Source organism: Amycolatopsis sp. cmx-4-83, from assembly GCF_046548815.1.
Classification (GTDB): domain Bacteria; phylum Actinomycetota; class Actinomycetes; order Mycobacteriales; family Pseudonocardiaceae; genus Amycolatopsis; species Amycolatopsis pretoriensis_A.
Genome location: NZ_JAEBEF010000001.1, coordinates 740,517 through 766,413, shown reverse-complemented (window position 1 = coordinate 766,413; position 25,897 = coordinate 740,517). Strand labels below are relative to the sequence as shown.

32 protein-coding genes are annotated in these 25,897 nt (G+C 72.2%); 18 read left to right on the top strand and 14 right to left on the bottom strand.

The window, feature by feature from the left end:
• Positions 1-56 precede the first annotated feature (56 nt).
• The gene (locus ACLJQM_RS03955; RefSeq protein WP_360772593.1) at positions 57-854 is read right to left on the bottom strand and encodes a biotin--[acetyl-CoA-carboxylase] ligase; all 798 of its coding nucleotides are present in this window, start codon (positions 852-854) and stop codon (positions 57-59) included.
• Positions 855-935: 81 nt separating this feature from the next.
• On the opposite strand from ACLJQM_RS03955, the gene ACLJQM_RS03950 reads away from it, so the two are divergent.
• Complete coding sequence (locus ACLJQM_RS03950) at positions 936-1,958, top strand: C40 family peptidase (RefSeq protein ID WP_410630170.1); 1,023 nt, start codon at positions 936-938, stop codon at positions 1,956-1,958.
• On the opposite strand, the gene ACLJQM_RS03945 is transcribed toward ACLJQM_RS03950, so the two are convergent.
• Positions 1,931-2,608 carry a response regulator gene (locus tag ACLJQM_RS03945; RefSeq protein ID WP_410630169.1) on the bottom strand — a complete coding sequence of 226 codons (678 nt, stop codon included), beginning with the start codon at positions 2,606-2,608 and terminating at the stop codon, positions 1,931-1,933. The two genes, ACLJQM_RS03950 and ACLJQM_RS03945, sit on opposite strands and share 28 nt — an antisense overlap.
• Complete coding sequence (locus ACLJQM_RS03940; RefSeq protein ID WP_410630168.1) at positions 2,605-3,714, bottom strand: sensor histidine kinase; 1,110 nt, start codon at positions 3,712-3,714, stop codon at positions 2,605-2,607. Before ACLJQM_RS03940 ends, ACLJQM_RS03945 begins: the two co-directional genes overlap by 4 nt.
• A gap of 191 nt (positions 3,715-3,905) precedes the next feature.
• On the opposite strand from ACLJQM_RS03940, the gene ACLJQM_RS03935 reads away from it, so the two are divergent.
• Genes ACLJQM_RS03935 through ACLJQM_RS03925 form a run of 3 tightly spaced genes read left to right on the top strand, consistent with a single transcriptional unit; the run spans position 3,906 to position 5,002 of the window.
• Positions 3,906-4,193, top strand: coding sequence for a DUF6223 family protein (locus tag ACLJQM_RS03935; protein WP_410630287.1), 288 nt, complete (start codon positions 3,906-3,908; stop codon positions 4,191-4,193).
• Between the two features lie 10 nt (positions 4,194-4,203).
• The gene (locus ACLJQM_RS03930) at positions 4,204-4,542 is read left to right on the top strand and encodes a VOC family protein (protein WP_410630167.1); all 339 of its coding nucleotides are present in this window, start codon (positions 4,204-4,206) and stop codon (positions 4,540-4,542) included.
• Between the two features lie 55 nt (positions 4,543-4,597).
• A complete protein-coding gene (locus tag ACLJQM_RS03925) occupies positions 4,598-5,002 on the top strand; it encodes a nuclear transport factor 2 family protein (RefSeq protein WP_410630166.1) in 405 nt (134 codons plus the stop codon).
• Here ACLJQM_RS03925 and ACLJQM_RS03920 read toward each other — a convergent pair.
• A complete protein-coding gene (locus tag ACLJQM_RS03920; RefSeq protein WP_410630165.1) occupies positions 4,963-6,006 on the bottom strand; it encodes an alkene reductase in 1,044 nt (347 codons plus the stop codon). The genes ACLJQM_RS03925 and ACLJQM_RS03920 overlap by 40 nt on opposite strands.
• 65 nt (positions 6,007-6,071) lie before the next feature.
• Between ACLJQM_RS03920 and ACLJQM_RS03915 the strand changes: the two genes are divergently transcribed.
• The 3 genes from ACLJQM_RS03915 to ACLJQM_RS03905 all read left to right on the top strand — a co-directional run bounded on the left by ACLJQM_RS03915 (position 6,072) and on the right by ACLJQM_RS03905 (position 8,467).
• Complete coding sequence (locus ACLJQM_RS03915) at positions 6,072-6,932, top strand: sigma-70 family RNA polymerase sigma factor (protein ID WP_410630164.1); 861 nt, start codon at positions 6,072-6,074, stop codon at positions 6,930-6,932.
• An 88-nt stretch (positions 6,933-7,020) separates the two neighbouring features.
• Positions 7,021-7,839 (top strand): class I SAM-dependent methyltransferase, encoded by an 819-nt coding sequence (locus ACLJQM_RS03910; RefSeq protein ID WP_410630163.1) that lies wholly within the window; start codon positions 7,021-7,023, stop codon positions 7,837-7,839.
• Between the two features lie 25 nt (positions 7,840-7,864).
• Positions 7,865-8,467 (top strand): TetR/AcrR family transcriptional regulator, encoded by a 603-nt coding sequence (locus ACLJQM_RS03905; RefSeq protein ID WP_247014631.1) that lies wholly within the window; start codon positions 7,865-7,867, stop codon positions 8,465-8,467.
• Positions 8,468-8,525: 58 nt separating this feature from the next.
• On the opposite strand, the gene ACLJQM_RS03900 is transcribed toward ACLJQM_RS03905, so the two are convergent.
• The gene (locus ACLJQM_RS03900; RefSeq protein ID WP_410630162.1) at positions 8,526-8,909 is read right to left on the bottom strand and encodes an ester cyclase; all 384 of its coding nucleotides are present in this window, start codon (positions 8,907-8,909) and stop codon (positions 8,526-8,528) included.
• A 96-nt stretch (positions 8,910-9,005) separates the two neighbouring features.
• Between ACLJQM_RS03900 and ACLJQM_RS03895 the strand changes: the two genes are divergently transcribed.
• On the top strand, positions 9,006-9,905 hold the full coding sequence (locus ACLJQM_RS03895) for a LysR family transcriptional regulator (protein ID WP_410630161.1): 900 nt from the start codon (positions 9,006-9,008) through the stop codon (positions 9,903-9,905).
• On the opposite strand, the gene ACLJQM_RS03890 is transcribed toward ACLJQM_RS03895, so the two are convergent.
• Together ACLJQM_RS03890 and ACLJQM_RS03885 are read right to left on the bottom strand one after the other, a co-directional pair.
• Positions 9,862-10,731, bottom strand: coding sequence for a transglutaminase-like domain-containing protein (locus ACLJQM_RS03890; RefSeq protein WP_360772625.1), 870 nt, complete (start codon positions 10,729-10,731; stop codon positions 9,862-9,864). The two genes, ACLJQM_RS03895 and ACLJQM_RS03890, sit on opposite strands and share 44 nt — an antisense overlap.
• Positions 10,732-10,750: 19 nt before the next feature.
• The gene (locus ACLJQM_RS03885) at positions 10,751-11,749 is read right to left on the bottom strand and encodes a GlxA family transcriptional regulator (protein ID WP_360772628.1); all 999 of its coding nucleotides are present in this window, start codon (positions 11,747-11,749) and stop codon (positions 10,751-10,753) included.
• Positions 11,750-11,820: 71 nt separating this feature from the next.
• Between ACLJQM_RS03885 and ACLJQM_RS03880 the strand changes: the two genes are divergently transcribed.
• A complete protein-coding gene (locus ACLJQM_RS03880) occupies positions 11,821-12,597 on the top strand; it encodes an NAD(P)H-dependent oxidoreductase (RefSeq protein ID WP_410630160.1) in 777 nt (258 codons plus the stop codon).
• On the opposite strand, the gene ACLJQM_RS03875 is transcribed toward ACLJQM_RS03880, so the two are convergent.
• Positions 12,581-13,330, bottom strand: coding sequence for an SDR family NAD(P)-dependent oxidoreductase (locus ACLJQM_RS03875; RefSeq protein ID WP_247014643.1), 750 nt, complete (start codon positions 13,328-13,330; stop codon positions 12,581-12,583). The two genes, ACLJQM_RS03880 and ACLJQM_RS03875, sit on opposite strands and share 17 nt — an antisense overlap.
• A complete protein-coding gene (locus ACLJQM_RS03870; protein WP_410630159.1) occupies positions 13,327-14,184 on the bottom strand; it encodes an NAD(P)-dependent oxidoreductase in 858 nt (285 codons plus the stop codon). The genes ACLJQM_RS03875 and ACLJQM_RS03870 overlap by 4 nt, the downstream gene beginning before the upstream one ends.
• A gap of 83 nt (positions 14,185-14,267) precedes the next feature.
• On the opposite strand from ACLJQM_RS03870, the gene ACLJQM_RS03865 reads away from it, so the two are divergent.
• The gene (locus tag ACLJQM_RS03865) at positions 14,268-14,633 is read left to right on the top strand and encodes a winged helix-turn-helix transcriptional regulator (RefSeq protein WP_247014647.1); all 366 of its coding nucleotides are present in this window, start codon (positions 14,268-14,270) and stop codon (positions 14,631-14,633) included.
• Here ACLJQM_RS03865 and ACLJQM_RS03860 read toward each other — a convergent pair.
• Together ACLJQM_RS03860 and ACLJQM_RS03855 are read right to left on the bottom strand one after the other, a co-directional pair.
• Positions 14,599-14,919: a hypothetical protein gene (locus ACLJQM_RS03860; protein ID WP_410630158.1), complete on the bottom strand. Its 321-nt coding sequence runs from the start codon at positions 14,917-14,919 to the stop codon at positions 14,599-14,601. The genes ACLJQM_RS03865 and ACLJQM_RS03860 overlap by 35 nt on opposite strands.
• Positions 14,920-15,029: 110 nt before the next feature.
• Positions 15,030-15,593 (bottom strand): flavodoxin family protein, encoded by a 564-nt coding sequence (locus ACLJQM_RS03855; protein ID WP_410630157.1) that lies wholly within the window; start codon positions 15,591-15,593, stop codon positions 15,030-15,032.
• Positions 15,594-15,672: 79 nt separating this feature from the next.
• On the opposite strand from ACLJQM_RS03855, the gene ACLJQM_RS03850 reads away from it, so the two are divergent.
• The 4 genes from ACLJQM_RS03850 to ACLJQM_RS03835 are packed head-to-tail and all read left to right on the top strand — an operon-like array spanning position 15,673 to position 18,694.
• The gene (locus ACLJQM_RS03850; protein WP_247014653.1) at positions 15,673-16,089 is read left to right on the top strand and encodes a MarR family winged helix-turn-helix transcriptional regulator; all 417 of its coding nucleotides are present in this window, start codon (positions 15,673-15,675) and stop codon (positions 16,087-16,089) included.
• Positions 16,090-16,120: 31 nt separating this feature from the next.
• Entirely contained in the window at positions 16,121-16,912 is a 792-nt protein-coding gene (locus ACLJQM_RS03845) for an SRPBCC family protein (protein WP_410630156.1), read from the top strand.
• 34 nt (positions 16,913-16,946) lie between these two features.
• On the top strand, positions 16,947-18,050 hold the full coding sequence (locus tag ACLJQM_RS03840) for a sensor histidine kinase (protein WP_360772645.1): 1,104 nt from the start codon (positions 16,947-16,949) through the stop codon (positions 18,048-18,050).
• On the top strand, positions 18,047-18,694 hold the full coding sequence (locus tag ACLJQM_RS03835; RefSeq protein ID WP_360772648.1) for a response regulator transcription factor: 648 nt from the start codon (positions 18,047-18,049) through the stop codon (positions 18,692-18,694). The genes ACLJQM_RS03840 and ACLJQM_RS03835 overlap by 4 nt, the downstream gene beginning before the upstream one ends.
• Before the next feature lie 182 nt (positions 18,695-18,876).
• Here ACLJQM_RS03835 and ACLJQM_RS03830 read toward each other — a convergent pair whose 3' ends face one another.
• Positions 18,877-19,662, bottom strand: a complete 786-nt coding sequence (locus tag ACLJQM_RS03830; RefSeq protein ID WP_410630155.1) for a GNAT family N-acetyltransferase — start codon at positions 19,660-19,662, stop codon at positions 18,877-18,879.
• A gap of 55 nt (positions 19,663-19,717) precedes the next feature.
• Between ACLJQM_RS03830 and ACLJQM_RS03825 the strand changes: the two genes are divergently transcribed.
• Positions 19,718-21,355: an acyl-CoA carboxylase subunit beta gene (locus ACLJQM_RS03825; RefSeq protein WP_410630154.1), complete on the top strand. Its 1,638-nt coding sequence runs from the start codon at positions 19,718-19,720 to the stop codon at positions 21,353-21,355.
• Complete coding sequence (locus ACLJQM_RS03820) at positions 21,352-21,573, top strand: acyl-CoA carboxylase subunit epsilon (RefSeq protein WP_247014667.1); 222 nt, start codon at positions 21,352-21,354, stop codon at positions 21,571-21,573. Before ACLJQM_RS03825 ends, ACLJQM_RS03820 begins: the two co-directional genes overlap by 4 nt.
• Here ACLJQM_RS03820 and ACLJQM_RS03815 read toward each other — a convergent pair.
• The gene (locus ACLJQM_RS03815) at positions 21,570-22,028 is read right to left on the bottom strand and encodes a MarR family winged helix-turn-helix transcriptional regulator (RefSeq protein ID WP_410630153.1); all 459 of its coding nucleotides are present in this window, start codon (positions 22,026-22,028) and stop codon (positions 21,570-21,572) included. The genes ACLJQM_RS03820 and ACLJQM_RS03815 overlap by 4 nt on opposite strands.
• Positions 22,029-22,037: 9 nt before the next feature.
• On the bottom strand, positions 22,038-22,931 hold the full coding sequence (locus ACLJQM_RS03810) for an LLM class flavin-dependent oxidoreductase (protein ID WP_410630152.1): 894 nt from the start codon (positions 22,929-22,931) through the stop codon (positions 22,038-22,040).
• Between the two features lie 461 nt (positions 22,932-23,392).
• Here ACLJQM_RS03810 and ACLJQM_RS03805 point away from each other — a divergent pair, with 461 nt between their 5' ends.
• Both ACLJQM_RS03805 and ACLJQM_RS03800 read left to right on the top strand, forming a co-directional pair.
• Positions 23,393-24,019, top strand: coding sequence for a PadR family transcriptional regulator (locus tag ACLJQM_RS03805; protein ID WP_247014676.1), 627 nt, complete (start codon positions 23,393-23,395; stop codon positions 24,017-24,019).
• Entirely contained in the window at positions 24,000-25,613 is a 1,614-nt protein-coding gene (locus ACLJQM_RS03800) for a DHA2 family efflux MFS transporter permease subunit (protein ID WP_410630151.1), read from the top strand. Before ACLJQM_RS03805 ends, ACLJQM_RS03800 begins: the two co-directional genes overlap by 20 nt.
• Positions 25,614-25,897 lie beyond the last annotated feature (284 nt).

Sequence of the window (25,897 nt, the reverse complement as noted above, 5' to 3'; positions counted from 1 at the left end):
TATCGCCTCACCGTACCGGCGAGACGCTCGGCCGGTGAGTGCAACGCCCCGAGAAATCAGGCGGGGCGGACGTGCACCACGTCACCCGCGAAGACCGTGTGCCGCTGGCCGCCCGCCATGTCGACCTGCAGCTGCCCGGCGGCGTCGATGTCGGCCGCTCGCCCGGTCAGCGACGTCCCGTCCGGCAGCTGGACCTCGACGTCCTGGCCGAGGGTCGCGCAGTGGGCGCGGTAGTCGCCGAGCAGGCCGGCTTCGGTGAGGTCGCCGCCGGCCAGCCGCCAGCGCCGTTCCAGGTCGGCGAACCCGGTGAGCAGCGCGACGGCGACGTCGGTGCGGTCGGTCGTGGTGGCGCCCTGCTCGGCGAGCGACGTCGCGGGCAGCCCGCCGGGCCCCGGCGTGACGTCGCCGAGCGGCAGCACGTTGAGGCCGATGCCGAGCACGATCGACGGCTCGGTACCGGCGACGGCTTCGGCGAGGATCCCGGCGCACTTGGCGCCGCCGACGAGGACGTCGTTCGGCCACTTCAGCGCGGCGTCGACCCCGACGGACGCGGCGGCCGCGCGGACGGCGAGCCCGGCGACGACGGACAGTGAGCCGAGGGCGGCGAACGGGACGCCCGGCCGGAGCGCGACGCTCAGGTACAGCCCGGCGCCCTTCGGCGAGCTCCACGGCCGGGCCCGGCGGCCCACCCCCGCGGTCTGCTCCTCGGCGAGGAGAACGGTCCGGTCCGGAGCACCCTCTTCGACCGCTTTCCGCAGGTCGGCGTTGGTGGAGCCGGTCCGCTCGACGACGTCGATCTTCGCGTACCGATCTTGGAGCGCCGCTTGCAAGCGGGCAGCGTCGATCTCAGCCATGTGTCCACCATATGGGAGTCCCCCTAACGTGCAAGCTACTCAGTCGTTCACCAAGAGGTGCGCTCTTCTAAGTTGGACCCCGTGACGACGAAGCCGAGTTCCTGGGCCCGTGGGGCGGCCCTGCGCGGGCTCGTCGCCCTGCCGCTCGTCGCGGGCCTGGCGACGGCGGGCTGGCTGCTGGCCGACCGCTCGCCGGAACCCGCGCCCGCCCCGCTGCCGGTGGCGCGAGACGTGGCTTCGGGGCCGTCGGTCCTCGAGGTCAGCGCACCCGTGAAGGCGCAGGAACCGGGCCAGGGCGCGTCCGGCCAGGGCGGCCAGAGCCCGCTGCAGCAGTGGGCCGAGCAGCTGGCCGGCCCCCTCGACATCCCCGCGAACGCCCTGATCGGCTACGCGAACGGCGAGCTGGCGCTGCGGAAGGAAGACCCGTCCTGCCACCTCTCCTGGGTCACCCTCGCGGGCGTGGGCTCGGCGGCGTCGAACCACGGCCGCAGTGGCGGGAACCTGCTCGGGCTGTCCTCGGCGCAGGCGAAGAAGTACGGCGACGACGCGCCGGTCGCGGCCGGCCGGGCGCTCTGCGCGGGCGGCACCGACCTCGGCGCCGGCACCGGCTGGTGGAAGGCGATCGCCGCCTACCACCCGGGCGGCGACGCCGAGCTGTTCCGCCAGCGGGTCCTCGGCACGGCGCAGCTGTACGCGACGCTGTCGCTGGACCCGGCTTCGGCGAGTTCGCCCCGGGTCCAGGCGACCCGCTTCGCGCTGGGCCAGCTGGGCCTCCCCTACGTCTGGGGCGGCAACGGCCCGGACGCGGGCGCGGCGGGCTTCGACTGCTCCGGCCTGACGAAGGCGTCCTACGACAGCGCGGGCGTGAACCTGCCGCGGACGGCCGACAGCCAGTTCCGCGCGCTGCCGCCGGTCCCGGCTTCGGAAGAGCCGCGCCTCGGCGACCTCGTGTTCTACGGCAGCCCGGCGACCCGCATCCACCACGTGGGCCTGTACCTGGGCAACGGCCTGATGATCAACGCGCCGACCGAGGGCCAGGCCATCCAGATCCACACGTACCACTCGAAGGGCGACGACTACGCGGGCGCGGGCCGCCCGGCCTGAGGCCCCGGCGGCACGAGACCGGACTCGTAGGCGAACACCACCAGCTGCGCGCGGTCGCGGGCCCGCAGCTTGGCCATGGCCCGGTTGACGTGCGTCTTCGCGGTCAGCGGGCTGATCACCATCCGCGCGGCGATCTCGTCGTTGGACAGGCCCCGCGCGACCAGGGCGACGGCCTCGCGCTCGCGGTTGGTCAGCTCCGCGAGCCCGGCGCCGGGTACGGGCGGCTGGGTGACGTACCGGTCGATCAGCTTGCGGGTGATCGACGGCGCGAGCAGGGCGTCCCCCCGGGCGGCGACGCGGACGGCGTGCAGGAAGTCCTCCGGCCGGATGTCCTTGACGAGGAACCCGGCCGCGCCGGCGCGCAGGGCTTCGAAGACGTATTCGTCCAGGCCGTAGTTGGTCAGGATGACGACGTGCACCGCGGCCAGCGCCGGGTCGGCGGCGATGCGGCGGGTCGCTTCGAGGCCGTCCACGCCCGGCATCCGGACGTCGAGGAGCACGATGTCCGGCAGGTGTTCCCGGGCCAGTTCCACGGCTTCGCGGCCGTCGGCGGCTTCGGCGACCACCTCGACGCCGTCCTCGGCGTCCAGGAGGGCCCGGAAGCCGCTGCGGATGAGCGGCTGGTCGTCGGCCAGCAGGACGCGGATCATGCCGGGTGGTCCACGGGCAGTTCGGCCTCGACGCGGAAGCCGCCCTCGGTGCGGGGAGCGGCCTGGAGGCGTCCGCCGAGCGCGGTGACGCGTTCGCGCATCCCGAGCAGGCCGACGCCCGGTACCGGCGCGGTGTCCACAGTGGCCCGGCCGTCGTCGTCGACGCGGATGACGAGCGCGCCGGGCCGGTGGTCGATCCGGACCGACGCGGTGGCCGCGGCGGCGTGCCGGGCGACGTTGGTCAGCGCCTCCTGGACGATCCGGTAGGCGGTCCGGCCGACCGCCGCGGGCACGCCGGTGCCGTCGCCTTCGACGGTGAGCCGCGCGTCGAGGCCCGCGGTCCGGGCCTGGCGCACGAGTTCCGGGACGTCGTCGAGGCCGCGCGGCGGGTTCTTTTCGTCGTCGCGCAACGCCTCCAGGGTCGCGCGCAGTTCCCGTGCGGCTTCGCGACCGGCGTCCCGGATCGCCAGCAGGGACTCCGGCACGTCCTCGCCGCGCTTGTGCGCCAGGTGGACGGCGACTTCGGCCTGCACCTTGATGACGGAGATCTGGTGGGTGAGCGAGTCGTGCAGCTCGCGCGCGATGTGCAGGCGCTCCTCGTCGGCCCGCCTGCGCGCGGTTTCCTCCCGGGTGCGCTCGGCTTCGTCGGCGCGGCGCTCGGCCTGGCGCAGCGCCTCCCCCGCCGCGCCGGCCGCGATCAGCCACGCCAGCTGGAGGACGTCCCGAGATCGCGTGAAGGCCTGGCTCGCGTCGGGCAGCCCGGACGCCAGGAGCGTGAGCGGGACCGCGGCCAGCATGATCACCGACGCCACCACCGCGGCGACCCGGTGCCCCGCCCGGACCGCGGCGTACACGGCGAAGAGGTAGGCCACGACGGGCACTTCGAACCCGGCGGCCTGGTAGACCAGCGCGCACGCCGCGGTCGCCCCCAGCACGACGACCGGCGCCCGGCGACGCGCGGCCAGCGCCAGCCCGCCCGCGACGAGTGCCGCGTACCCCAGCGGGTCGAGCGCCCCCGGCTGGTGGCCGGTGGACAGCCCGGCGCTCAGCAGGGCCGCCGCCACCCCGGCGGCGATCACCCCGTCCACGATCCGCGCGCGGCTCACCCCCGCACCCTAGCCGCGCGGAACTGCCGCGCAGGGAGCATTTCCCGGCTACCGCGAACGCGGTAGCGCGGTGCCGACGTCCGCACGACGACCGGCGGCGCCCGCGCGGACATGCTCGGAGACGTCCGGTCCGGCAATCGAAGGAGCAGCTCGTGGACGTCCAAGACATCGCCGCCGTCAGCACTTACGCCATGACGCCCGGACGGCTCTGGTCCCTGCTGGGAGCGGCGCTGGGCATCGCCGGCGTGCTCGCGGGCGGGCTGGCCCTCCGCCGCGGCAAGGGAGCGCTCGTCGCACTGGTCACCGGGGTGGCGGGCGGGGTCGTCGGCGGCTGGGTGGTGGCCGCCGCCGAGGGCGGCCCGGGCACCGGCTACGGGATCGTCGGCGGCTACGCGGCGCTGGCGATCGGGCTGGTCGCGGTGGCCCTCGGCGGGCTGGCCGTGGCTCGCTCGCGCGGTTTTGTCGGTGGTCGCCGCTAGCGTCGGCGGCATGTACGAAGTCGATTTCACCGAGTTCCCGTCCACCTCGGCCACGGTGTCCGGGCAGTTCTTCGAGCGCGCGTTCGGCTGGAGCGTGACCCCGTACGGCCCGCACTACACCGACGTCCGGGCCCCCGGCCTCACGTTCGGGTTCCAGTCCGACGCGGCGGAGCGGACGAGCGCACCCCTGATCACGATCCGCACCGACGACCTGACCGCCGCCCGCGAGGTGGTGGTGTCGGCGGGCGGCGTGGTGACGAAGGAACCGTTCTCCTTCCCCGGCGGGCGGCGGTTCCACTTCCGCGAACCCGGTGGCAGCGAGCTGGCGGTGTGGTGCCAGGAGGAGTAGCCCGACGTCCGTTTCCCGCCGGTGGCGCGCCCGCCGGTGCGGCACGGTGGCGGACATGCGCACCGATCCCGTCGCCGTTCTCGAAGGCATGTACGCCGCGGAGGCGGCGTACCTGACCGAGGGCGACTTCGCCGCTCTGGCCCCGTTCTTCGCCCCCGACGTCGTGCTGCACCAGGCCGCCGCCCTGCCGTACGGCGGCGACTGGCGCGGGCACGAGGGCATGGCGGCGTTCTTCGCCGCCATGAGCCGCACCTGGGACGTCTTCGAGCTGGTGGACCAGGCGTTCCTCGCCACGACCTCGCCGCTCGTCGTCCTGACCCACGTGCACGCGCGGGCCCGCGCCACCGGCCGGGAGCTCGACTTCCCGATCCTCCAGACGATCACCGTGACCGGCGGACGCATCACCGAGGTCCGGCCGTTCTACTGGGACACCGCCGCCATCGCCGCCGCCTGCGGCTGATCGACGTACCCGGCCGCCCCGCCGCCGTAGTACGTCGCCGGGTCGCCGGGGGCGAGCGGGAGGTCGAGCGCGAACCGCGTCACCAGGTCGGGGTTCGCGACGAAGTGCCGGGCGAACGACACGGCGTCGGCGATCCCCGCGTCGAGCACGGCGTTCCCGGTGTCGCGGCCGAAGCCGTTGTTGACGATCACGAAACCGTCGAACAGCCGCCGGTAGCGGGCGAAGGCGGCGAAGTCCGGTCCGGTGTCGGGCCCGCGCAGGTGCAGGTAGTCCACGTCGAGCGCGGCGACCAGAGCGTCGTACTCGGTGCGCAGCTCTTCGTCCACAGTGAACAGTCCGCCGGTCCACCACGGCGACAGCCGGACGCCGACGCGGCCGTGCTCACCGACCGCGTCGACGACTTCGGTGAGCAGCCGGCGCCGGTTGGCCGCGGACCCGCCGTAGGCGTCGGTGCGGTGGTTGAGCCGCGGGTGCAGGAACTGGCCGAGCAGGTACACGCCGTTGGCCGCGATCTCGACGCCGTCGAACCCGGCGCGGCGCGCGTTCTCCGCCGCCGCGCCGTAGTCCGCGACGGTCGCCCGGATTTCGGCGACGCTCAGCTCGCGCGGCGTCCCCGTCGAACGCCGTCCGGCGGCGGTGTGCACCGGCTCTTCCGGGTTCACCGCCGACGGCCCCGCCGGCCGCGCGCCGAGCAGGTCGGGGTGCGAGACCGCCCCGGTGTGCCACAGCTGCACCACGATCCGCCCGCCGAGCGAGTGCACGACGTCGGTGACCCGCCGCCAGCCCGCGACCTGCGCTTCGGTGTACAGGCCGGGAACGTTCTCGAAGCCGATGGCCCGTTCGCTCACCCAGGTCCCCTCGGCGACGACGAGCCCGGCGCCGGCGCGCTGCGCGTAGTACGCGACCTGGAGGTCGCCGGGGACGCGGGCGCGGGTGGTCGGCGCCAGCACGACGCGGTTCGGCAGGCGCCAATCGCCCAGCTCGGCGGGGGTCAGCAAGCTCATTCGGTCACCTCTGGTCGTCGGTGTTCGTCCATAAGGCGACGGTGGGTGGCGGCGAAAGGTGACCGATGGACGAGCTGGCGGAGTTGTTCGAGGCCGAACGCGGCCGGCTGCGCGGGCTGGCCTACCGGATGCTCGGCTCGGCGGCCGAAGCGGACGACGCCGTCCAAGAAGCGTGGCTGCGGCTCACCCGGACCGGGTCCGTCGACAACCTGGCGGCGTGGCTGACCACCGTCGTTTCCCGCGTCTGCCTCGACGTCCTGCGCTCCCGGAAGGCGCGCGGCGAGGAGCCGTTCGCGGGGGTGCCGGAGCCGGTCGACGACGCCGATCCGGCGGGGGAAGCCGAGCTGGCCGACGCGGTGGGCCGGGCGCTGCTCGTCGTGCTGGACGCGCTGGGGCCGGCCGAGCGGATCGCGTTCGTGCTGCACGACTTGTTCGCGGTGCCGTTCGACCGGATCGCGCCGGTGCTGGACCGCACCTCGGTGGCGGCGAAGAAGCTGGCGAGCCGCGCGCGGCAACGGGTGCGGGGCACGTCCCCGCTGCCGCCTGCCGATCTGGCTCGGCACCGCCGGGTGGTGGACGCGTTCCTGACCGCGGCCCGCGGGGGTGACCTCGGCGCCCTGCTCGACGTGCTGGCACCGGACGTCGTCCGTCGCGCGGACGCGGCCGCCCTGCCGCCGGGGGCGGCGCCGGAGGTGCGTGGTGCGCGGGCGGTGGCGGCGGAAACGCAGCTGTTCGGGAAGCGGGCGCGGTTCGCCGAAGCGGCGTTGATCGACGGCTCGATCGGGGTCGTCGTCGCCCCGCGCGGGCGGCTTTCGCTCGCGCTTCTCGTGGTGGTCGACGGCGATCGGGTGGCGGCGTACGAGGTGATCGCGACCCCTTCCCGACTCGCGGCGCTGCACGTCGCGGTCGACCACTCGAACAGGTGATCGATGGTTCGTCGCTTGACGGGCAGCCCACCCGCGGGCCACTATGAACACATGTTCATGAACGTACGTTCATGAAGGAGGAGACGCGATGACCGGGATCGTCAACACCGCGCAGGCCGAGGCGTGGAACGGCTACGAGGGGGACCATTGGGCGACCAATGCCGACCGCTATGACGCGGTGAACAGCGGTTTCAACGGCTACCTGCTCGATCAGGTGGGCCCGGCCGACCGGGTGCTCGACATCGGCTGCGGCAACGGCCAGCTGACCCGGCTGGCCGCGGCGCGCGCCCGCTTCGCGACCGGGGTGGACCTTTCCGTGCCGATGCTGGCGACCGCCCGAGCCCGGGCGGAGGAGGTGCCGAACGTGGAGTTCGAGCAGGGTGACGTCCAGGTCCACCCGTTCACCGAAGGCGCGTTCGACTTGGCGGTCAGCCGGTTCGGCGTCATGTTCTTCGCCGACCCGGTGGCGGCGTTCGCCAACGTCCGGCGAGCGCTGAGCCCCGGCGGGCGCCTGGCGTTCCTGTGCCTGACCGCACTGTCCGGCACGGACCTCGGCCGCCTGTTCGGCGCGATGGCGGCGTACCTGCCGCAGCCGACCGGCCCGGACGGCAGCGGTCCGACGTCGTTCGCGGCCCCGGACCGCACGAAGGCGGTGCTGACCGAAGCCGGCTTCGAAGACGTGGCGTGCACCCACGTCGAGGCGGACCAGGTCTGGGGCCAAGACGTCCCGGACGCGGCAGAGTTCATCGCCGGCTGGGGCCCGGTCCGCCACCACCTGGGCCTGGTCGACAGCGCGACGGCGGCCCAGGCGACCGACGCACTGACAGCGGCACTGGAACCATTCGCCACCCCGGACGCGGTCCGCCTGCGCGGCACGGCGTGGCTGGTCACGGGAAGGAGGTCGTGACGAGGGTCCCCGTACGATGGCGGTGATGTCACCGAGGAAAGCCGCGGCCCAGAAGGACGGGCAGTCCCTGCACGACCTCCTGGTCGAAGCCGCCGAGAAGCTGATCGCCACCCGCGGCACGACGGGTCTGACCGTGCGCGAGATAGCGCGAACGGCCGGCGTCGCCGACGGCGTGCTGTACAACCACTTCTCCGACAAGGAGGAGCTGGTGGCCTGGGGCCTGGACCGGCACGTGCGCGCGGCGGAGTCGTTCCTGGGCGAGCTGCCGGTGGCGGGCGAGGGAACGGTGGCGGAAAACCTCCACCGTCACCTGGAGTACGGCCTCGGCCTGCACCGCGTGATCGTCCCGGCGTTCAGCGGCCTTTACGGCAACCCGGAGGTCCTCCAGCGCTTCGCCGACCTCGGCGAGCGCCCGGGCCACTGGCGCGATCGCCTCCTGGCGTACCTGAAGGAGGAGCAAGCCCTCGGCCGGCTCCACCCCGAGTCCGAAGTGGACGCGGCCGCGGCCCTCCTGGTGGGCTACTGCCACGAGACGGTGCTGGGCACGATCTTCCCCCACGCGAGCCGGACGAACCCACCCGAGCCGGCCGCGGTGATCCGAACCATCCTCAACGGCATCGCCCCGTAGCTGCACCCCGCGCCCCCTCACCGCACCGTGCCCCCGGCCGCCCGCGGACCCGGCCCGGCTAAACCACCGGGTTCCCGCTCACCGTCACCTCGGGCACCTCCTGCACCACATCCCAGTGCTCCACGATCCGCCCCTCCCGCACCCGCATCACGTCCGCGATCGCGCTCCCCCGCGAATCCGGTGTCAAGCGCATCAAGCTGTGCGTGCACACCAGATCGTCCTCCGCCACCACCCGCCGGATCTCCAACCGCAACTCCGGAAAACCGGCCACGAACCGCTCCAGGTACCCGGCCGATTCCGACGCACCTCCCGGCGCGTGCGGGTTGTGCTGGACGTACCCCTCCCCCACGTACAACTCGAACGCCTCCACCGGCCGCTTCTCCTCGAACGCCACCCGGAGGAAACCGAGGACCACTTCCTTGTTCCGCTGCGCTTCCGTCATCACTATCCGTCCTTTGTGGAGTTATCGACACCAACTCCACCATTCGCGAAACAGAAAGGGAAAGACCTGTGGACTCTGCCGCGATACTCTCCCGGTATGGAGGATGTCGAGGTCCGTGAGCTGCGGTATTTCCGCGCGGTCGCCGAGGAGCTGAACTTCTCCCGCGCCGCCGAGCGGCTCGGGATGGCGCAGCCTCCCCTCTCCCGGGCGATCCGGTTGCTGGAGCGGCGGCTGGGCGTGCAGCTCTTCGAACGCACCAGCCGGCACGTGGCGCTCACGCCGGCCGGAAACGTCCTGTTCGCCGAGTCGGCGAAGGCGCTGGACGCCGTCACCGCGGCGGTGCGGCGGACGCGGCGGGCCGCGCAACGGTTGCCGGCGCTCGTCGTCACCGCGAAGCCCGGGGTCGCGACCGATCTGCTGCGGCGGATCGCCGACGCCCACCCGGATCCGGTGGACATCCGGGTCAGCGGGTTCGGTGAGCAGGCCGACCTGCTGCGCGATGGCCAGGCCGACGTCGCGGTGCTCGGGTGCCCGGGTGACCACGACGGGCTCGACGTCGAAGTGCTCGTCAGTGAGCCGCGGGTCGCCGCGCTGCCTTCGGGGCACGAGCTGGCTCGGCGGTCGGTGCTGACCTGCGCCGACTTCGCCGGGCGGGCGACGCCGCGCTGGCCGGGGTCGTCCGACGCGGAGCGGGCGTACTGGTCGGGGCAGGACGTCACCGGTGGGCCGGTGACGCCGGGGCCGGTGGTGCGGGACAGCTCCCAGCTGCTCGAAACCGTCGCGCTCGGGCAGGCGATCGCGCTGCTGCCCGCGTCGGTGGCCGATCTGCGGTCGCGGCACGACGTCGTCTACCGGCCGGTGGTGGACGCGACGCCGTACGCGCTCGCGCTCGCCTGGGCGGCCGGCGCGCGAGACCAGCGGATCGCGCGGTTCGTGCGGACCGCCGTCGAGATCAGCGAAGCACTACCTCGACCGGGAGCTGTACCGGCGGGGTGAACGAGCGGATCACCGGCGGCACCCGGACGTCGTCGGCCTCGAACGCCACCCGGAGCTGATCGACGTCGGCGTCGGCCATCAGTTCGGCGAGCTCGTCGGCGCGGGCGAGGGCTGCCGGGGCGAGCTCGGGGGCGTCGTCGAGGTCGCCCCAGGCGTCCCACTGGAGCATCTCGTGCTTGTTGAGCGCGGCGAGGTCGAGCACGAGGTTGTGCCGCGCGTACGGGAGGCCGCGCAGGAACGGCGCGTCCAGGTCCGGGGAGACGACCAGCCGGGCCGGGTCGAGGTCGCCCGCGCGGGCGGCCGTCCACGCGTCGGCGCCGGTCAGGAAGTGGTCGCGGGGGACGTCGAGGAGGTCGAACCCGACTTCGCCCGGCTCGGCGAAGCCCGGTTCGACCAGGTGCCAGTCGGTGCCGTCGTGGACTTCGGCGACGACGTGGTCGAGGTACCAGCCGGGCATCAGGTAGCCGGCGAAGCCGACGCGGACCCGCGCCGGGATGCCGTGGTGGCGGGCCATCGAGACGAACAGGAGGGTGTGGTCACGGCAGCAGCCGACGATGCGGTGCAGCGGCGGGCGCGGTCCGCCGGGTGGTGCCGGGTCGAGTTCGCGCAGGCGCGCGAACATGTCCGACGCGTAGCGCAAGGTGATCTCTTCGTGGCGCGACGCGGGAAACCCGTGCTGCGTGATGTCGCCGTGGGCCCAGTAGTGGAACACCAGCTGGAACGCGGCCGCGCGCAGAGCCGCGACGTCGCGGGGTGTCGCGTCGAGCCAGGACGCCTGCGCGCCCGGGTCCGAGAACCGGCTGTGGCTGACGTAGAAGTCGTCCATGCGCCGACGCTAGCGGGATTTACCCGGCTTGCGCCGCCAGTTCGCCGCGGAACGTCGAGCGGTACGCGCTCGGGGACACCCCGAGCGCGGCCTGGAAGTGCTGGCGCAGGGAGGCCGCCGTGCCGAAGCCGGCTTCGGTGGCGACGCGGTCGACCGGGAGGTCGCTCTCCTCGAGGAGCTGGCGGGCGCGCTCGACGCGTTGCTGGGTCAGCCACTGCAGGGCCGAGATGCCGACCTCGTCGCGGAAGCGGCGGGTGAAGGTGCGGGTGCTCATGGCCTCGCGGGCGGCGAGTTCGCGCAGGGTCAGCGGCCGGTGCAGGTTCTCCAGGGCCCACGCGCGGGCTTCCTTCGTCGACGACGTGCGCGGCTCGGGCACCGGGCGGCGGACGAACTGGGCCTGGCCGCCCTCGCGGTGCGGGGAGACGACCGTGCCGCGGGCGACTTCGTTGGCCACGGCGGCGCCGTGGTCACGGCGGATCATGTGCAGCACCAGGTCGATGCCGGCGGCGACGCCCGCCGAGGTCAGGACGTCGCCGTCGTCGGTGTAGAGGACGCAGGGGTCGACGTCGACCTCGGGGAAGCGGTCCTGCAGTTCCTCGGCCGAGCGCCAGTGCGTGGTGGCGGGGCGGCCGTCGAGGAGCCCGGCCGCGGCGAGGACGAACGCGCCGGTGCAGATCGACGCGATCCGCGCGTGCTCCGGGATGCGCGCCAGCGCGCCCTTGAGCGGCGGGGTCAGCACGCGGGCCATCGGCTCGTACTCGGCCAGCGACGCCGGCACGAGCACCGTGTCGGCTTCGGCCAGCACCTCCGGGCCGCGGTCGACCGGGATGGTGAAGTCCGAGTCGGTGCGCACCGGGCCGGGCTCGAGCGTGCAGGTCACGACCTCGTACAGCGGCTCGCCCGACGCCGAACGCGCCTGGCCGAACAGCCGGTGGACGATGCCGAGCTCCATCACGAGCATGCCGTGGCGGACGAGCACGGCGACGTGGTGGCGGTCCGGGTGCACGAATGCGGCCATGGCCCGATTCTTGCACAGGTTGGCCATCGGGCCACTCGAATCGGCCCGCGAACCGCGTGACCATCGAGGTCATGAACGTCTTGTGGGTTTTCGCGCACCCCGAGCCGCGCTCGCTGAGCGGGGCCCTCCGCGACGACGGGCTCCGCACGCTGCGGGCGCTCGGGCACGACGTCCGGGAGTCGGACCTCTACGCGATGAAGTGGAACCCGGTGGTCGACGCCGCCGACTTCGGGGCCGAGGCCGGGGACGGGCGGCTGGTCGTCGGGGCGACGTCGGCCCGGGCGCACGCGCGGGGCGAGCTGAGCCCGGACATCGTCGCGGAGCAGGAAAAGCTGGACTGGGCGGACGCGGTCGTCGTGCAGTTCCCGCTCTGGTGGTACGGCCTGCCGGCGATCCTGAAGGGCTGGTTCGACCGCGTTTTCGTCAAGGGCTTCGGGTACGGCGTCCGCGGCGAGGACGGCCGGACGCTGCGCTACGGCGAGGGCCGGCTCGCGGGCAAGCGCGCGGTGGTGGTGCTCACCGCGGGTGCCCGCGAACCGGCCATGGGGCCGCGCGGGGTCAACGGCGCGCTGGCCGACGTCCTGTTCCCGCTGCACCACGGGACGCTGTTCTACGCCGGGATGTCGGTGCTGCCGCCGGTCGCGGTCCACGGCGCCGACCGGGTGTCCGGCGAGGAGTTCGCCGCCGCCCGCGAGCTACTGCGGACGCGCCTGAGCACGCTGGAAACGGCCGAGCCGATCCCGTTCCGCACCCAGAACGGCGGCGACTACGACGACAACCTCGTCCTGCGCCCCGATCGCGCGCCGGGCGCGGAGGGGCTCGCCGTGCACGTCAAGCGGGCAGGGTGAGGCGCTGGCCGAGACCGCCGTCGACGGGGAGGTCGGCGCCGGTGGTGAACGTCGCCTCGAAGGCCAGGAACAGCACCGCCGCCGCCACTTCCGCCGAAGTCGCGTGGCGCTTCAACGGCGTGATCTCGTCGCCGGCCGTCTTGAACTGCGCCAGCACTTCGGCCGGGACGCCGGTGACGCCCATCGTCGGCGTGTCCGTGTAGCCCGGGCTGACCACGTTGACCCGGATCCCGCGCGGCGCCAGCTCGGCCGCGTACGTGCGCGCGAACGACCGCACCGCCGACTTCGCCGCCGAGTACAGGCCCATCCCGGCGATCCCGGCGCCGGCCGCGACCGACGTCGTGAAGACGAACGAACCACCGGCGCGCACCAGCGGAGCCAGCTTCTGCGCCGTGAAGTACGCGCCCTTGGTGTTGACGTCGAAGGTGCGGTCGTACACCTCGGGCGTCGCCGACTCGTACGGCGTCAGCGTCGAAAAGCCGACGTTGACGAACACCAGGTCCACGTCGCCGAGCGTCGAAGCGGCGACCGCGCCGAGCTCGTCGACGTCGGTCAGGCGGGCCGCGTCCGACGACAGCAGGTGCGCCTTGCCCGGCAGCTTCCCCGCCAGCGGCGAGACGTCACGGCCGGTCAGCAGGACCTCCGCGCCGCCGTCGAGCAGGGCGCGCACCACCGCGAGGCCCATGCCGTGCGTGCCGCCGGTGACGACGGCCTTCTTGCCCAAGTACTTCACCGGATCTCCTCGATGACGCTCGCGATCGCGTGCGCGCCGTGGCCCGCCGCCACCGCGCGGTCGAACAACGCCCGCAACGCCGCGGGCACCTCCGTGCCGATCCCTTGCGAACGGCTCGTCTCGACGAGCAGGCCGAGGCCGGCCGCGTTGATGTCCAGCGCGGACACGTCGGTCTCGTAGTCGCCGCTGGCCACCTGCGCGCCGATGCCGGTCAGGAACCCGCCGACCGACGACAGCCAGTCCAGGGCCATCGGCGTGAACTGCGCCGGCGTGACGCCTTCGGTGCCGACGAGGGCGAGCGCGTGCAGGTAGCCGCCCATCGCCGACCACATCACCCCGAGCAGCGCCAGGTCGTACAGCGCCGCCAGGCCGGCGTCCTCGCCGAGGAACACCGGTTCGCCCAGGACTTCCAGCACATCCCGCTGAGCCGCGAACGCCGTTTCCGAGCCGCTGTAGAGGATCCGCGCGCCCGGCGTCCCGATGCCCTGGGGCACCGCCATGATGACGCCGTCCACGTAGTCGATGCCCTCCGACGCCGCCCACTTCGCGACACCGCGGGCGTGTTCGGGCGTCCCGGACGTCAAGTTCACCAATGTCCGGCCCCGCAACGCGGCCGCGTCGAGCACCGGCTGCTGGGTGTCGTATGTGGACAGGCAGCTGACGACGACGTCCGCCGCCGCGGCCTCCGCCGGGGTGGCCGCCAACCGGGCACCGCGGTCGAGCAACGGCCCCGCCTTGAGCGGCGACCGGTTCCACACCGAGACGTCGTGTCCCGCCCCCACGAGCGCGCCGGCGAGGGCGGACCCCATCCGCCCCAGGCCGAGCACGCCCACCTGTTTCTTGCTTTCTCCCATGGGTTCCATGCTGCGGGCAGCGCTTTACACTGGACAAGTACCGACTAATAAGTCAGGTACCCACCAAAACGTAAGGATCCTGCATGCAGGCTCGAACGTACCGCTGCGGACTGGACGCGGCCGTGGACGTGATCGGCGGACGCTGGAAGGCCCTGATCCTGTGGGCGCTGCACGCCGAGCCGCTGCGGTTCGGCGAGCTGAAGCGGAAAGTCAGCGGGATCAGCGAGAAGATGCTCATTCAGGCGCTGCGGGAGCTGGAGGCGGACGAGGTGGTGCACCGCGAGGTGTTCCACGAGATCCCGCCGAAGGTCGAGTACTCGCTGACCGAGCTGGGTCAGCGGCTGAACACCGCGTTGCTGCCGCTGGGCGACTGGGGCGAGGAGAACATGGCCGGCATCGCGAAGCGCCGCGGCGTCACACCGGCGCCCCCGCATACCGCTTCAGCGTGATCGCGTTGCCCGCCTTGAGCGGCAGCTCCTCGATCAGCTCGCGCCACGGCAGGTGCGGCAGCAGCCGGTAGTTCAGGTTGCGGAACTTCAGCCACGCGCGCGTCGGCGGGACGAACCACTTCCCGTTGCCCTCGAACAGTTTCTGGCACGCGTCGATGACCACCAGGCTCGTCCCCATCCCGAAAGCGGCGCGGGCGCAGTAGGCGGCGTCGCCGACCAGCGCGCCTCGCAGCCGGATCTCGACGACGACGGGAGCGACGTGGCCCGGGCCGTCGGCGCGGTGCACCAGGCCCTGCTCTCGGGCGTGATGCTCCAGGGGCTGATCGACCCGGGCCACGCGCCGTCGGGCGCCGACCTGGTCGGCGGCCTGCGCCGGATCGCGCAGGCCGTCCTGGACTAGGCGGTGACCAGGTCCGCACCGGTGAAGAACGCCGGCGCGGCCGCCATCGCGGCGTCGTCCAGCAGCACGTCGCCGGGGCGGCTGCCGTTGCCCAGCAGCATCCCGCCCCAGTTCATGCCCAGGTACTCCGCGCAGAGTTCGAGCGTGCCGATCAGCGGCTGGGCCTCGCGCGCGGTTTCGCTCAGCACGCTGACGCCCCACAACGACTTCCCGCGCATCCGCGGCTTGAACTCCACCGGCAGGCGCATCCAGCCGGACCAGTAGTCGAGGTAGAGCTTCACGCTCGCCGCGACCGAGTACCAGTACACCGGCGACACCACCACGATGTCGGTCGCGGCGAAGGTCGCGTCCATCAGCAGCTGCTCGTTCTCGCCCGGCTCGGGGTGCGAACCGGCGCCGTGGCGGCGGTCTTCGAACGGCGGCAGCGGCACCTCCGGCAGCCGGATCCAGCGTTGCTCGACGTCCGGCGGCAGGGCCTTCGCCGCCCGCCGGGCCAGCATCTCCGTGTTGCCGCCGGCCCGCGCGGCGCCCACCAGGAACAGGAAGCTGCGGTCGCTCATGTCCGAACCCCTCCAGTTATTTGCATGTACATATAAAGACTGCCCATGGACTATCCTGGCGTCAAGAGGAGGGCGGGAAATGACCGTCGACGAACAGTCCTGGGGCCGCATGCTCGTGCTGCACGCCCGCATCGAGCAGGACCTCGCCAAGGCCCTGCAGCGGCGCCACGGACTCGGCCTGTCCGAGTACCGCGCGCTCGGCAAGCTGGTCGCCGGACCGCGCGGCGGCCTGCGGATGCAGGAGCTGGCCGACGCGATCGGGCTCAACCAGAGCTCGGTCAGCCGGATGTGCGCCCGGCTCGAGGACGCCGGCCTGACCATCCGCGACCTGTGCGAGGACGACCGCCGCGGCGTCTACTCGGTGATCACCGACGCCGGCCGCAAGCGCTACTCCGAAACCGAGCCGACGTACTGCGCGGTGCTGCGGACGGCGCTCGACAAGGCCGCGAGCGACCCGGAGCTCGCCGGCGCGGTGGCCGCCGTCCGCGGCGCTTGACCCTTATATGCCTCGGTGGTTATATGCAGGCATGCCCGCGAAACTGCTGACCGACGAGGACCGCCCCGCCCTCCGGCTGGAACGCCGGCTGAAGCACGCGCCCGAGCAGGTCTGGCGCGCCATCACGGACCCGGCCGAACTCGAGCACTGGTTCCCGGCGAAGGTCGACGTCGAACTGCGTGCCGGCGGCGCGATCCGGTTCACCTTCCCCGGCGAGGACACCTCGACGACCGGCCGGGTCGTCACCGCCGACCCGCCGCGCGAGTTCACCTTCGTCTGGAACGACGACACCCTGCGCTGGCTCATCACCCCGGACGGCGACGGCAGCCTCCTGGTGTTCACGCACACCTTCGGCCGCGGCGAACCGGCGATCGCGAAGCTCGCCGCCGGCCGCACCGCCGCCGGCTGGGACAGCTGCCTCGAAGCGCTCGACGCGCGGCTGTCCGGCCGCGAAGCCGGGCAGCCGGCGGACTGGCACGCCCGGATAGCGTCCTATGTGGACGAATTCGGCCTCGGCGACGGCGAAGTCCTCGCCGACGGCACCATCCGCTTCCGCCGCGACCTCGTCTGGAAGCCGGTCGGCGAGGTCCGGGCGCTGCTGCCGGACGAACCCGGCTGGCACGTGCACCAGGATCCCCTCGACGGCACCCGCGTCGAACTCACCGAGGCACCGGAAGCCGACGTCCCCGCCCAGCTGGCCCGGCGGCACGAGCAGCTCGACAAGCTGTTCGCCGCCACCCACGGCGTCACCCTTCCGGACTGGGCACCCGACCGCGTCGAGGCCGTGCGCAAGCACTACGCGGAGCGTCCGACCCAGGGTTGACGCGCCCCGCCGGGGTCCGCATTACGTTCGGTGCATGCGCATCCGCGTGGTTATCGACGTGCTGGCGGTCCTCGTCCTGGCGATCGGCGCCGGCGGCAACCTCGCCGCCGGCGCGTGGACGCTGCCGCTGTGGCTGCCCGCCTGGCTCGGCTGGACGATCCTGCTGACGGGCGTCACCCCGATCCTGCTGCGGCGCTGGTGGCCACGGCCCGCGTACATCCTTTCCCTGGTGCTGACCGCGGCGGCGATCCCGATCGGCGGGCCGGTGCTGGCGGTCGCCGTGGTGGCCGCCGGCTGCGCGCTGTACACGTTCGTCGTGCGCCGCGGCAGCCGCGCGTCGCGGGTCGGCTTCGCGGCCGGGCTGCTCGGGATCGGCCTGCTCGGCGTCGTGCTGCCGAACCCGAGCACCGCGACGACGGTGAACTTCGGGGCCTCGGCGCTGATCGTCGGGTTCGCGCTCGGCATCGCCGTCCACGGCCGCCGCGAATACGCCGCGATCGAGCGCGAAAACCACGCGCGGGAAGCGGTTTCCGCGGAACGGCTGCGGATCGCGCGGGAGATGCACGACGTCGTCGCGCACAGCATGAGCCTGATCGCGGTGAAGGCGGCGGTCGGCAACCACGTCGCCCTCGAACAGCCCGACCAGGCGCGGGAAGCGTTGCGCGTCATCGAAGACACGAGCCGCGAGACGCTGGCCGAACTGCGGCGCATGCTGGGCGTGCTGCGCGACGGCACGGGCGTCCCAGCCCTGGCGCCCGCCCCGACGCTCGACGACCTGCGCACGCTCGCCGACCGCGCGCAGCTGACCGGCCTGGCGGTCGACCTGACCGTCGAGGGCCTCGACGAACTGCCGGGCGGCGTCGGCCAGTCGGTGTACCGGATCGTGCAGGAGGCGCTGACCAACGTGGTCAAGCACGCGGCCGCGACGACGTGCCGGATCCGCGTCACGGGCGGCGAAGGCGAAGTCGGCATCGAGGTCCACGACGACGGCCGCGGCGGCGAGGTCGTCCCCGGCCACGGCCTGATCGGGATGCGCGAACGCGTCGCGGTCTACGACGGGGAGTTCTCGGCAGCGCCGTCCGACGACGGCTTCCGCGTGTTCGCGCGGCTGCCCTACGAAGCGGCGGTGGCCCGATGACCCGCGTCCTGATCGCCGACGACCAGGCGTTGCTGCGCGGCAGCTTCCGGGTCCTGGTGGAGAGCGCCCCGGGCCTGGAGGTGGTCGGCGAGGCGTCCGACGGCGTCGAGGCGATCGCGCTGACGCGGCGCGAGAAGCCGGACGTCGTGCTGATGGACGTGCGCATGCCGTCGATGGACGGGATCGAGGCCACCCGGCGGATCTGCGCGGAGACCGACGTCCGCGTCCTGATGCTGACGACGTTCGACCTCGACGAGTACGTGTACGCGGCCCTGCGCGCGGGCGCGAGCGGCTTCCTGCTGAAGGACACCCGCCCGGCGGACCTGCTGGCGGCGATCGAGGTGGTGGCGTCCGGGGACGCGCTGCTGGCCCCCTCGGTGACCCGCCGCCTGGTCGCGGAATTCGCGAGGCTGCCGACGGGCCCGGTGACGCGGCTGGACGGCGTGACAGCGCGGGAGCAGGAGGTGCTGACGCTGATCGCACGGGGATTGTCGAACGACGAGATCGCGGCGCGCCTGCACCTGGGAATCGCGACGGTGAAGACCCACATCGGCCGGCTGCTGCACAAACTCGCGGCACGGGACCGGGCCCAGCTGGTGATCGCGGCTTACGAATCGGGCTTGATCCGGCCGTCGGCGCAGTAACGCGCTGCTGCCGAAAAGCAAACAGAAGATCTTCGGCATCACCTACCGGACGATCGGCTGGCTGATGATCCTGCTCCCCGCCTTGGTCGGCCTTTTCGACTGGGCGGGCTGGGTGAACCTCTTCTGGGCGGAAGCCGCCGGGCGGGCCGCGATCACGGGAATCCCCGCGGCCGGAATGCCCGCTAACCCACCGCCCGCGTGAACGGAGCGAACCGCTTCCCCCCGTCACCCGGTAACGGGCGCCCGTCCAGCACCAGACGCGGTGCCGGCGGGCCGGGGATCAGCCCGCGCTCCCGCACCCACGCCGTGAGTGCCGGGAACCGGAAGTCCGGGTCCACCCGGACTTCCCCCGGCACCGTCCGCGCCGCGCCGCGGATCAGGGCCTTGGCCTGGTCCTCCGTCTCCGCCACCACCGGGCCGAGCACCGTCACGTGGCCGAGGTCCGTGCCGAACGTGAAACCGCCCTCGACGACGAACGGCGTCCCCAGGCTCTCCAGCAGCACCGTCCGGTCCACGCCGTGAGCCGCCCGGTCGAGCGGCAGCACGTCGGCCAAGGCACCGGGTGCCGCACCCGGTCCGCCGTCATCGACAAATCGACCTACGTGGCCTTGGCAGCCGCCGTCTTCGACGAAGCCCATCGACTCGTACAGCGGGCGGCCGGACGTCGACGCGTGGAGCCACACCACCGCCTCGCCCGCCGCCGCGACCGCGTGCGCCGTGATCGCGCGGCCGAGCCCGCGCCGCTCGTACCGCGGTGCGACCAGCACCATCGAGATCGACGCCACCGAGCCGAACGTCACCAGCGCCGCGGTCGCGGCCAGGCCGTCGCCGTCCGGGGCGGGCACGCCGAACACGCGCCCGACCTGGTGGAGCAGGGTCCACTTCGGCGGCTCGCGCGGCCACGAGCGGGATTCGGCCAGGTCGGAGCAGGCGGGCAGGTCGGCCGCGGCGAGGGTGCGGATGTCCACGGACGTTGCCTACGCCACACGCGAAGTGACCGGCAAGTAGCTAAGCTCCCGTGGCATGAGCAGTGCGACGGAGCCGCTCGGGACGCCGCCCGAGGATGAACCGGACATCCACACCACGGCCGGCAAGCTGGCCGATCTGTACCGCCGGTACGACGAGGCGGTGCACGCGGGCTCGGCCCGCGCGGTGGAGAAGCAGCACGCCAAGGGCAAGAAAACCGCGCGAGAACGGATCGAGCTGCTGCTCGACGAGAACTCGTTCGTGGAGCTCGACGAGCTGGCCCGGCACCGCTCGACCAACTTCGGCCAGGAGAAGAACCGCCCGTACGGCGACGGCGTCGTCACCGGCTACGGCACTGTCGACGGCCGCCCGGTCTGCGTGTTCAGCCAGGACGTCACCGTCTTCGGCGGCAGCCTCGGCGAGGTCTACGGCGAGAAGATCGTCAAGGTCATGGACCTGGCCATCAAGACCGGCCGCCCGATCATCGGCATCAACGAGGGCGGCGGCGCGCGCATCCAGGAAGGCGTCGTCTCGCTCGGCCTGTACGGCGAGATCTTCAACCGCAACGTCAAGGCGTCCGGCGTCATCCCGCAGATCTCGCTGATCATGGGCGCGAACGCGGGCGGGCACGTCTACTCCCCCGCGCTGACCGACTTCGTCGTGATGGTCGACGAGACGTCGCAGATGTTCATCACCGGCCCGGACGTCGTCAAGACGGTCACCGGCGAGGACGTCACCTTCGAGGAGCTCGGCGGCGGCCGCACCCACAACACGAAGTCCGGCGTCGCGCACTACCTCGGTTCCGACGACGAGGACGCGATCGCGTACGTCAAGGAACTGCTCTCCTACCTGCCGCAGAACAACCTGTCGGAAGCGCCGGTCTTCGAACCCTCGGACGCGCCGGCCGGCTTCTTCGACGACGTCACCGACGCCGACCGCGAGCTCGACACGATCATCCCGGATTCGCCGAACACCCCGTACGACATGCACGAGGTCATCAACCGCGTGGTCGACGACGGCGACTTCCTCGAGGTCCACGAGCTGTTCGCGCCGAACATCATCGTCGGCTTCGGCCGGGTGGACGGCCAGAGCGTCGGCGTCGTCGCCAACCAGCCCACGCAGTTCGCCGGCTGCCTCGACATCGACGCGTCCGAGAAGGCCGCGCGGTTCGTGCGCACCTGCGACGCGTTCAACATCCCGGTGCTCACCTTCGTCGACGTCCCGGGCTTCCTGCCGGGCACCGACCAGGAGTGGAACGGCATCATCCGCCGCGGCGCGAAGCTCATCTACGCCTACGCCGAAGCCACGGTCCCGCTGGTCACGATCATCACGCGCAAGGCGTACGGCGGCGCGTACGACGTCATGGGTTCGAAGCACCTCGGCGCCGACATCAACCTGGCGTGGCCGACCGCGCAGGTCGCGGTGATGGGTGCCCAGGGCGCGGCGAACATCGTGTACCGCAAGACCCTCGCGAACGCGGCGAACGAGGGCAAGGACGTCGACGCCCTGCGCGCGGAACTGATCCAGGAGTACGAGGACACGCTGCTCAACCCGTACGCGGCGGCCGAACGCGGCTACGTCGACTCGGTGATCGTGCCGGCGCACACCCGCGGGCACGTCGCGCGGGCGCTGTCGCTGCTGCGCAACAAGCGCGAGTCGCTGCCGCCCAAGAAGCACGGGAACATCCCGCTGTGACCGGCGAAGAGCGTCCCCTGTTGCGGGTGGTCCGCGGGAACCCGAGCGACGCCGAGCTGGCGGCGCTGACGGCGGTCGTCGCCGCGGCGTCGTCGGCTTCGCCCGCGGAGAAGCCGAAGCCGCGTACGTCGTGGTGGGGCGATCACGCGGCTTCGCTGCGCAAGCCGCTCCACGCCGGCGAAGGTGCTTGGCGCGCTTCGGGGCTTCCCGGCTTCTAACGCGACAGGGCGTCGAGGAAGACGGTCGGGACCTCGTTTTCCCGGACGACCCGGCCGAGCAGCGCCGCGAGCCGATCGCGGTCCGGCACGCCCAGGCCCGCGGCCAGCTCGGCGACGCGCCGGCACGTCGCCGCGTAGAAGTCCTCGGCGAGTTCGCGGCCTTCGCCGGTCAGGACGACGTGCACGGCCCGCCGGTCGTCCGGGTCGGGCTCGCGGCGCACGAGCCCGCGCCGGACCGCGCGGTCGACCAGGCCGGTGAGGCTGGACTTCTCCAGGTGCAGGGTCGCGCCGAGCTCGCTCATGCCGTACGGCTGGGCCATCAGCACGCACAGCAGCTGGCCCTGCTGCACGGTGAGCCCGTACTCGCGGGCCGACTCGGCGTAGACGGCGTTCACCAGGAACGACGCCCGCACGAGCCCGGCCACGACGCCGAGGTCCTCCCCGCTCTTCCCCATCCCCCCAGCCTACTTCGCGACGGCCTCGCGCACGGCGGGCACGATCTCCCCGGCCCACCGCGCGGCGGCGACCGCGTCGGGCGTGCTGCCGCCGGGCCCGAAAAGCACGAACCCGGCGGCTTCGTGCTCCAGCACGGCACCGGTGAGTTCGTCGATCCACTGCGCCGGCGAGCCCCCGATCCAGCGTCCGTCGTCGGCGCGCGTCTTCGGCAGCGGCTCCGCGGTGATCCGGCCGGGGAAGTTGTAGACGGTGACGATGTCCCCGGGTTCCCGCCCGGCGTCGACGGCGGCCTGGTCGATGACCGGGCGCGAGGTGCGGTACCGCTCGCTGAGCCAGTCGGCGGCGCGCCCGGGCATCCACCCGTCGGCCACGCGTCCGGTGACGGCGAGGGACTTGGGCCCGACCGAGCCGGTCCAGACGGGCGGCAGCTGTTCCCGGGCGGGTTCGAGGTTCGTGACCCGGTGGAACTCGCCGTCGAAGGTCACGGGTTCGCCGCCCCCGCCGAGCAGCTTGACGAGCCGGATGCCCTCTTCGAAGGCGCGGACGGCTTGACCGGGCGTCAGTTTGGTGAAGCCGAGGCGCGCGATGTCGTCCCAGAGCCCGCCGACGCCCATCCCGAGCACGATCCGCCCCCCGGTCAGCGCGGACAGGGAGGTGATGGTGCGCGCGAGCATCGCGGCGGGCCGGGTGGGCAGGTTGGTGACGGAGACGAGCCCGGAGATCCGTTCGGTTTTCCCCAGCAGCACACCGAGTTCGGCGTAGGCGTCGAGCCGATCGGCGTAGTACGGGTGATCGGAGACGGTGATGAGATCGAGCCCGGCGCGGTCGGCCTGGACGGCGAGTTCGAGGGTGTCGGGGACGGCTGCGGTGGCGGTGGAGACGCCGATGCCGAAGTGGGTCATGGTTCCTCCCAGTTAGTTCGTACTACGAACTTAACATACAGTTCGTAGTACGAACTAGCTCGAACTCACAAGTTGTGGCTTTCACGTTGCCACATACGTGCCGGCCTGGCTGCCGAGATCTCTTCCACAAGCCGGCAGGCCACGTGCCAGAACTGGTCCGCCTCCACCGAGCGCCCTCGCACGACCTCAGCGCCGCAACTCTTCGTACGCAATTCAGCTCTTTCTCTCCGAGTACTTGCCCAGCAACCGGTGCAGCAGGCCGGTCGCGGAAGCACTCTCGACGCCGACCAAGATGGCGAGTACGTCGCCGTCCGGAGTCGGCGTCACCCGTCGCCAGTGGCTCGCCGAAATCCATCGACAGTCTTCGCAGCGTGTACGGACCGTCACAGTAATGGCCGTGGACCGGCAACTACCCCACGTCGTATAGTCCACGTGGAATAACCGACCCGGAGGGATCACCCATGGCCTCGGCCAAGTTGACGCCGCTCGGCATCGCCGTGCTGGAGCTGCTGCACGAGCGGCCGATGCACCCGTACGAGATGGCTCAGCTCATGCGTGAGCGGTACGTCAACACGCGGGTCAACGTCAAAGCCGGGTCGCTCTACCACACCGTAGAACGCCTGAAGCGCGACGGATTCATCGAAGTCGTCGACACGCAGCGTGACGGCAGGCGGCCCGAACGGACCGTCTACGGCATGACCCAAGAAGGGCTCGACGAGTTCAACCAGCGGGGTCGCGAACTGCTCGGCGACCTCGTGGCCGAGTTCCCCGCTTTCCTTTCCGGGCTCGCCGTGATCGACGAACTGGGGCGCGAAACCTCGTTGATCGAGCTCGAACACCGGGTCACACGGCTGCGCGCCGCGGTGGCCGCCGACCAGGCCGTGCTGCAGCGGCTGGCCGACGACGAGACGCCGCCGATCTACTGGCTCGACTGGCGCTACCAGTGCGACCACCGGAAGTTCGAGCTCGAGTGGACCGAGCGGCTCCTCGACGACCTCAAGGCCGGGCGGATCCCGTTCCAGGACTGCGAACAACCCAAGCTCACGCTCATCACCAGGGAAGACGACGATGAACGCCAGACAAGCTAACCCGTGGGCCGCGCTCGGCGCGCTGTGCCTCGGTTTCTTCATGATCCTGCTCGACACGACCATCGTGTCGATCGCGATCCCGACCATGCTGAACAAGCTGAACGCCGGATTGAACTCGGTCGTCTGGGTGATCAGCGTCTACCTGCTCACCTACGCCGTGCCGATGCTGTTCACCAGCCGGCTCGGTGACCGCTTCGGGCCGAAGCGGGTGTTCCTCGCCGGGCTCGTCGTGTTCACCGGCGCGTCGCTGTGGTGCGGCCTGTCCGGCAACGTCGAGATGCTGATCGCCGCGCGGGCCGTGCAGGGGCTCGGGGCCGCGCTGATGACGCCGCAGACGCTGGCGTTCATCACGCACCTGTTCCCGCCGGCCAAGCGCGGCCCGGCGATGGGCATGTGGGGCGGTGTCGCCGGCCTGGCGACGATCGCGGGCCCGCTGCTCGGCGGCGTGCTGGTCGACCACCTCGGCTGGGAATGGATCTTCTTCGTCAACGTGCCGATCGGCGTGATCGCCATCGTGCTGACGCTGCTGCTGGTCCCGGACTGGCAGCCGAAGCACTCGCACTCGTTCGACCTGCTGGGGATCTTCCTCTCGAGCGCGGGGCTGCTGTGCATCGTGTTCGGCGTCCAGAACGGCCAGCAGTACGACTGGGGCACCGTCTGGGGCGGCATCACCGTCTTCGAGATCATCGGCGCCGGCGTGCTGCTGCTGGCCGCGTTCCTGGTGTGGCAGCGGTACAACAAGCGCGAGCCGCTGCTGCCGCTGCAGGTGTTCTCGAACCGGAACTTCTCCGCGGGGACGCTCACCGCGACCACGGTCGGCTTCGCGATGACCGGCATGTTCCTGCCGCTGGTCATCTACATCCAGTCGGTGCTCGGCCTGACCCCGACCATGGGCGGCCTGCTGACGGCGCCGATGTCGCTGCTGTCCGGGATCGTGGCGCCGTTCGTGGGGCGCGCGTCGGACAAGGTGAACGGCAAGTACCTGGTGGTGTTCGGCCTCGCCGCGCTCGCGGCCGGGCTGGGGATCATCGCGCTGCAGGCGACGCCGACGAGCAGCCCGTGGGCGTTCGTCCCGGCGCTGCTGGTGTGCGGGCTCGGCATCGGCTGCATCTTCTCGCCGATGAGCAACATGACGATGGGGTCGGTCGAGCCGCGGCTGGCCGGGACCGCGTCCGGCATCTTCAACACCGCCCGCCAGGTCGGCGGCGTGCTGGGCAGCGCGGCGATCGGCGTACTGCTGCAGGCGCGGATCAGCGCTTCTATCGCGGACGAAGCGGCGAAGGCGGCTTCGCAGCTGCCGGAGCAGTACCGGGCGCCGTTCACGGAGGGGATCGCGCACGCCGCGGCCGGCGCGGGTGAGTTCGGCTCGGCCGGCGGGCCGTCGCCGATGCCGGGGGTGCCCGCGGAGCTCGCCGCCCAGGCGGGGAAGCTGGCGTCCGAAGCTGTCCACAGTGGACTCACGGACGCGGCCCGCGTGACGATGCTGCTGCCGATGGGCGTGCTGCTGCTGGGGATCCTCGCGGCCCTGCTGCTGCGGAAGGTCAAGCCGCGCTGGGAAACCCCGGCGCCGGCGCCCGAAGCCGCCGCGGCCTGAAAACCCGTGCGAGCCCCCGGTGTCGGGTGCCGGGGGCTCGCACGGACCGCGGGAGCGGTGGTCTCCGGCCCGGGATCAGCTTCGGCGCCGGGCCGAGCCGGCCCGGCGCGGCGCGCGGCGTCTCGTCCACCACGGCGACCTCGGTACCGGCGTCGATTCCGTCACGCGCACGGTCATGGCACCTCCCGCACCGATCCATATGTTGCGAGCAACAACAAAATAACTCGCCCAGGAAGTGGTGCCGGTCACAATCCGGTCACGACCGGCGGCCGGGTACCTTCGCC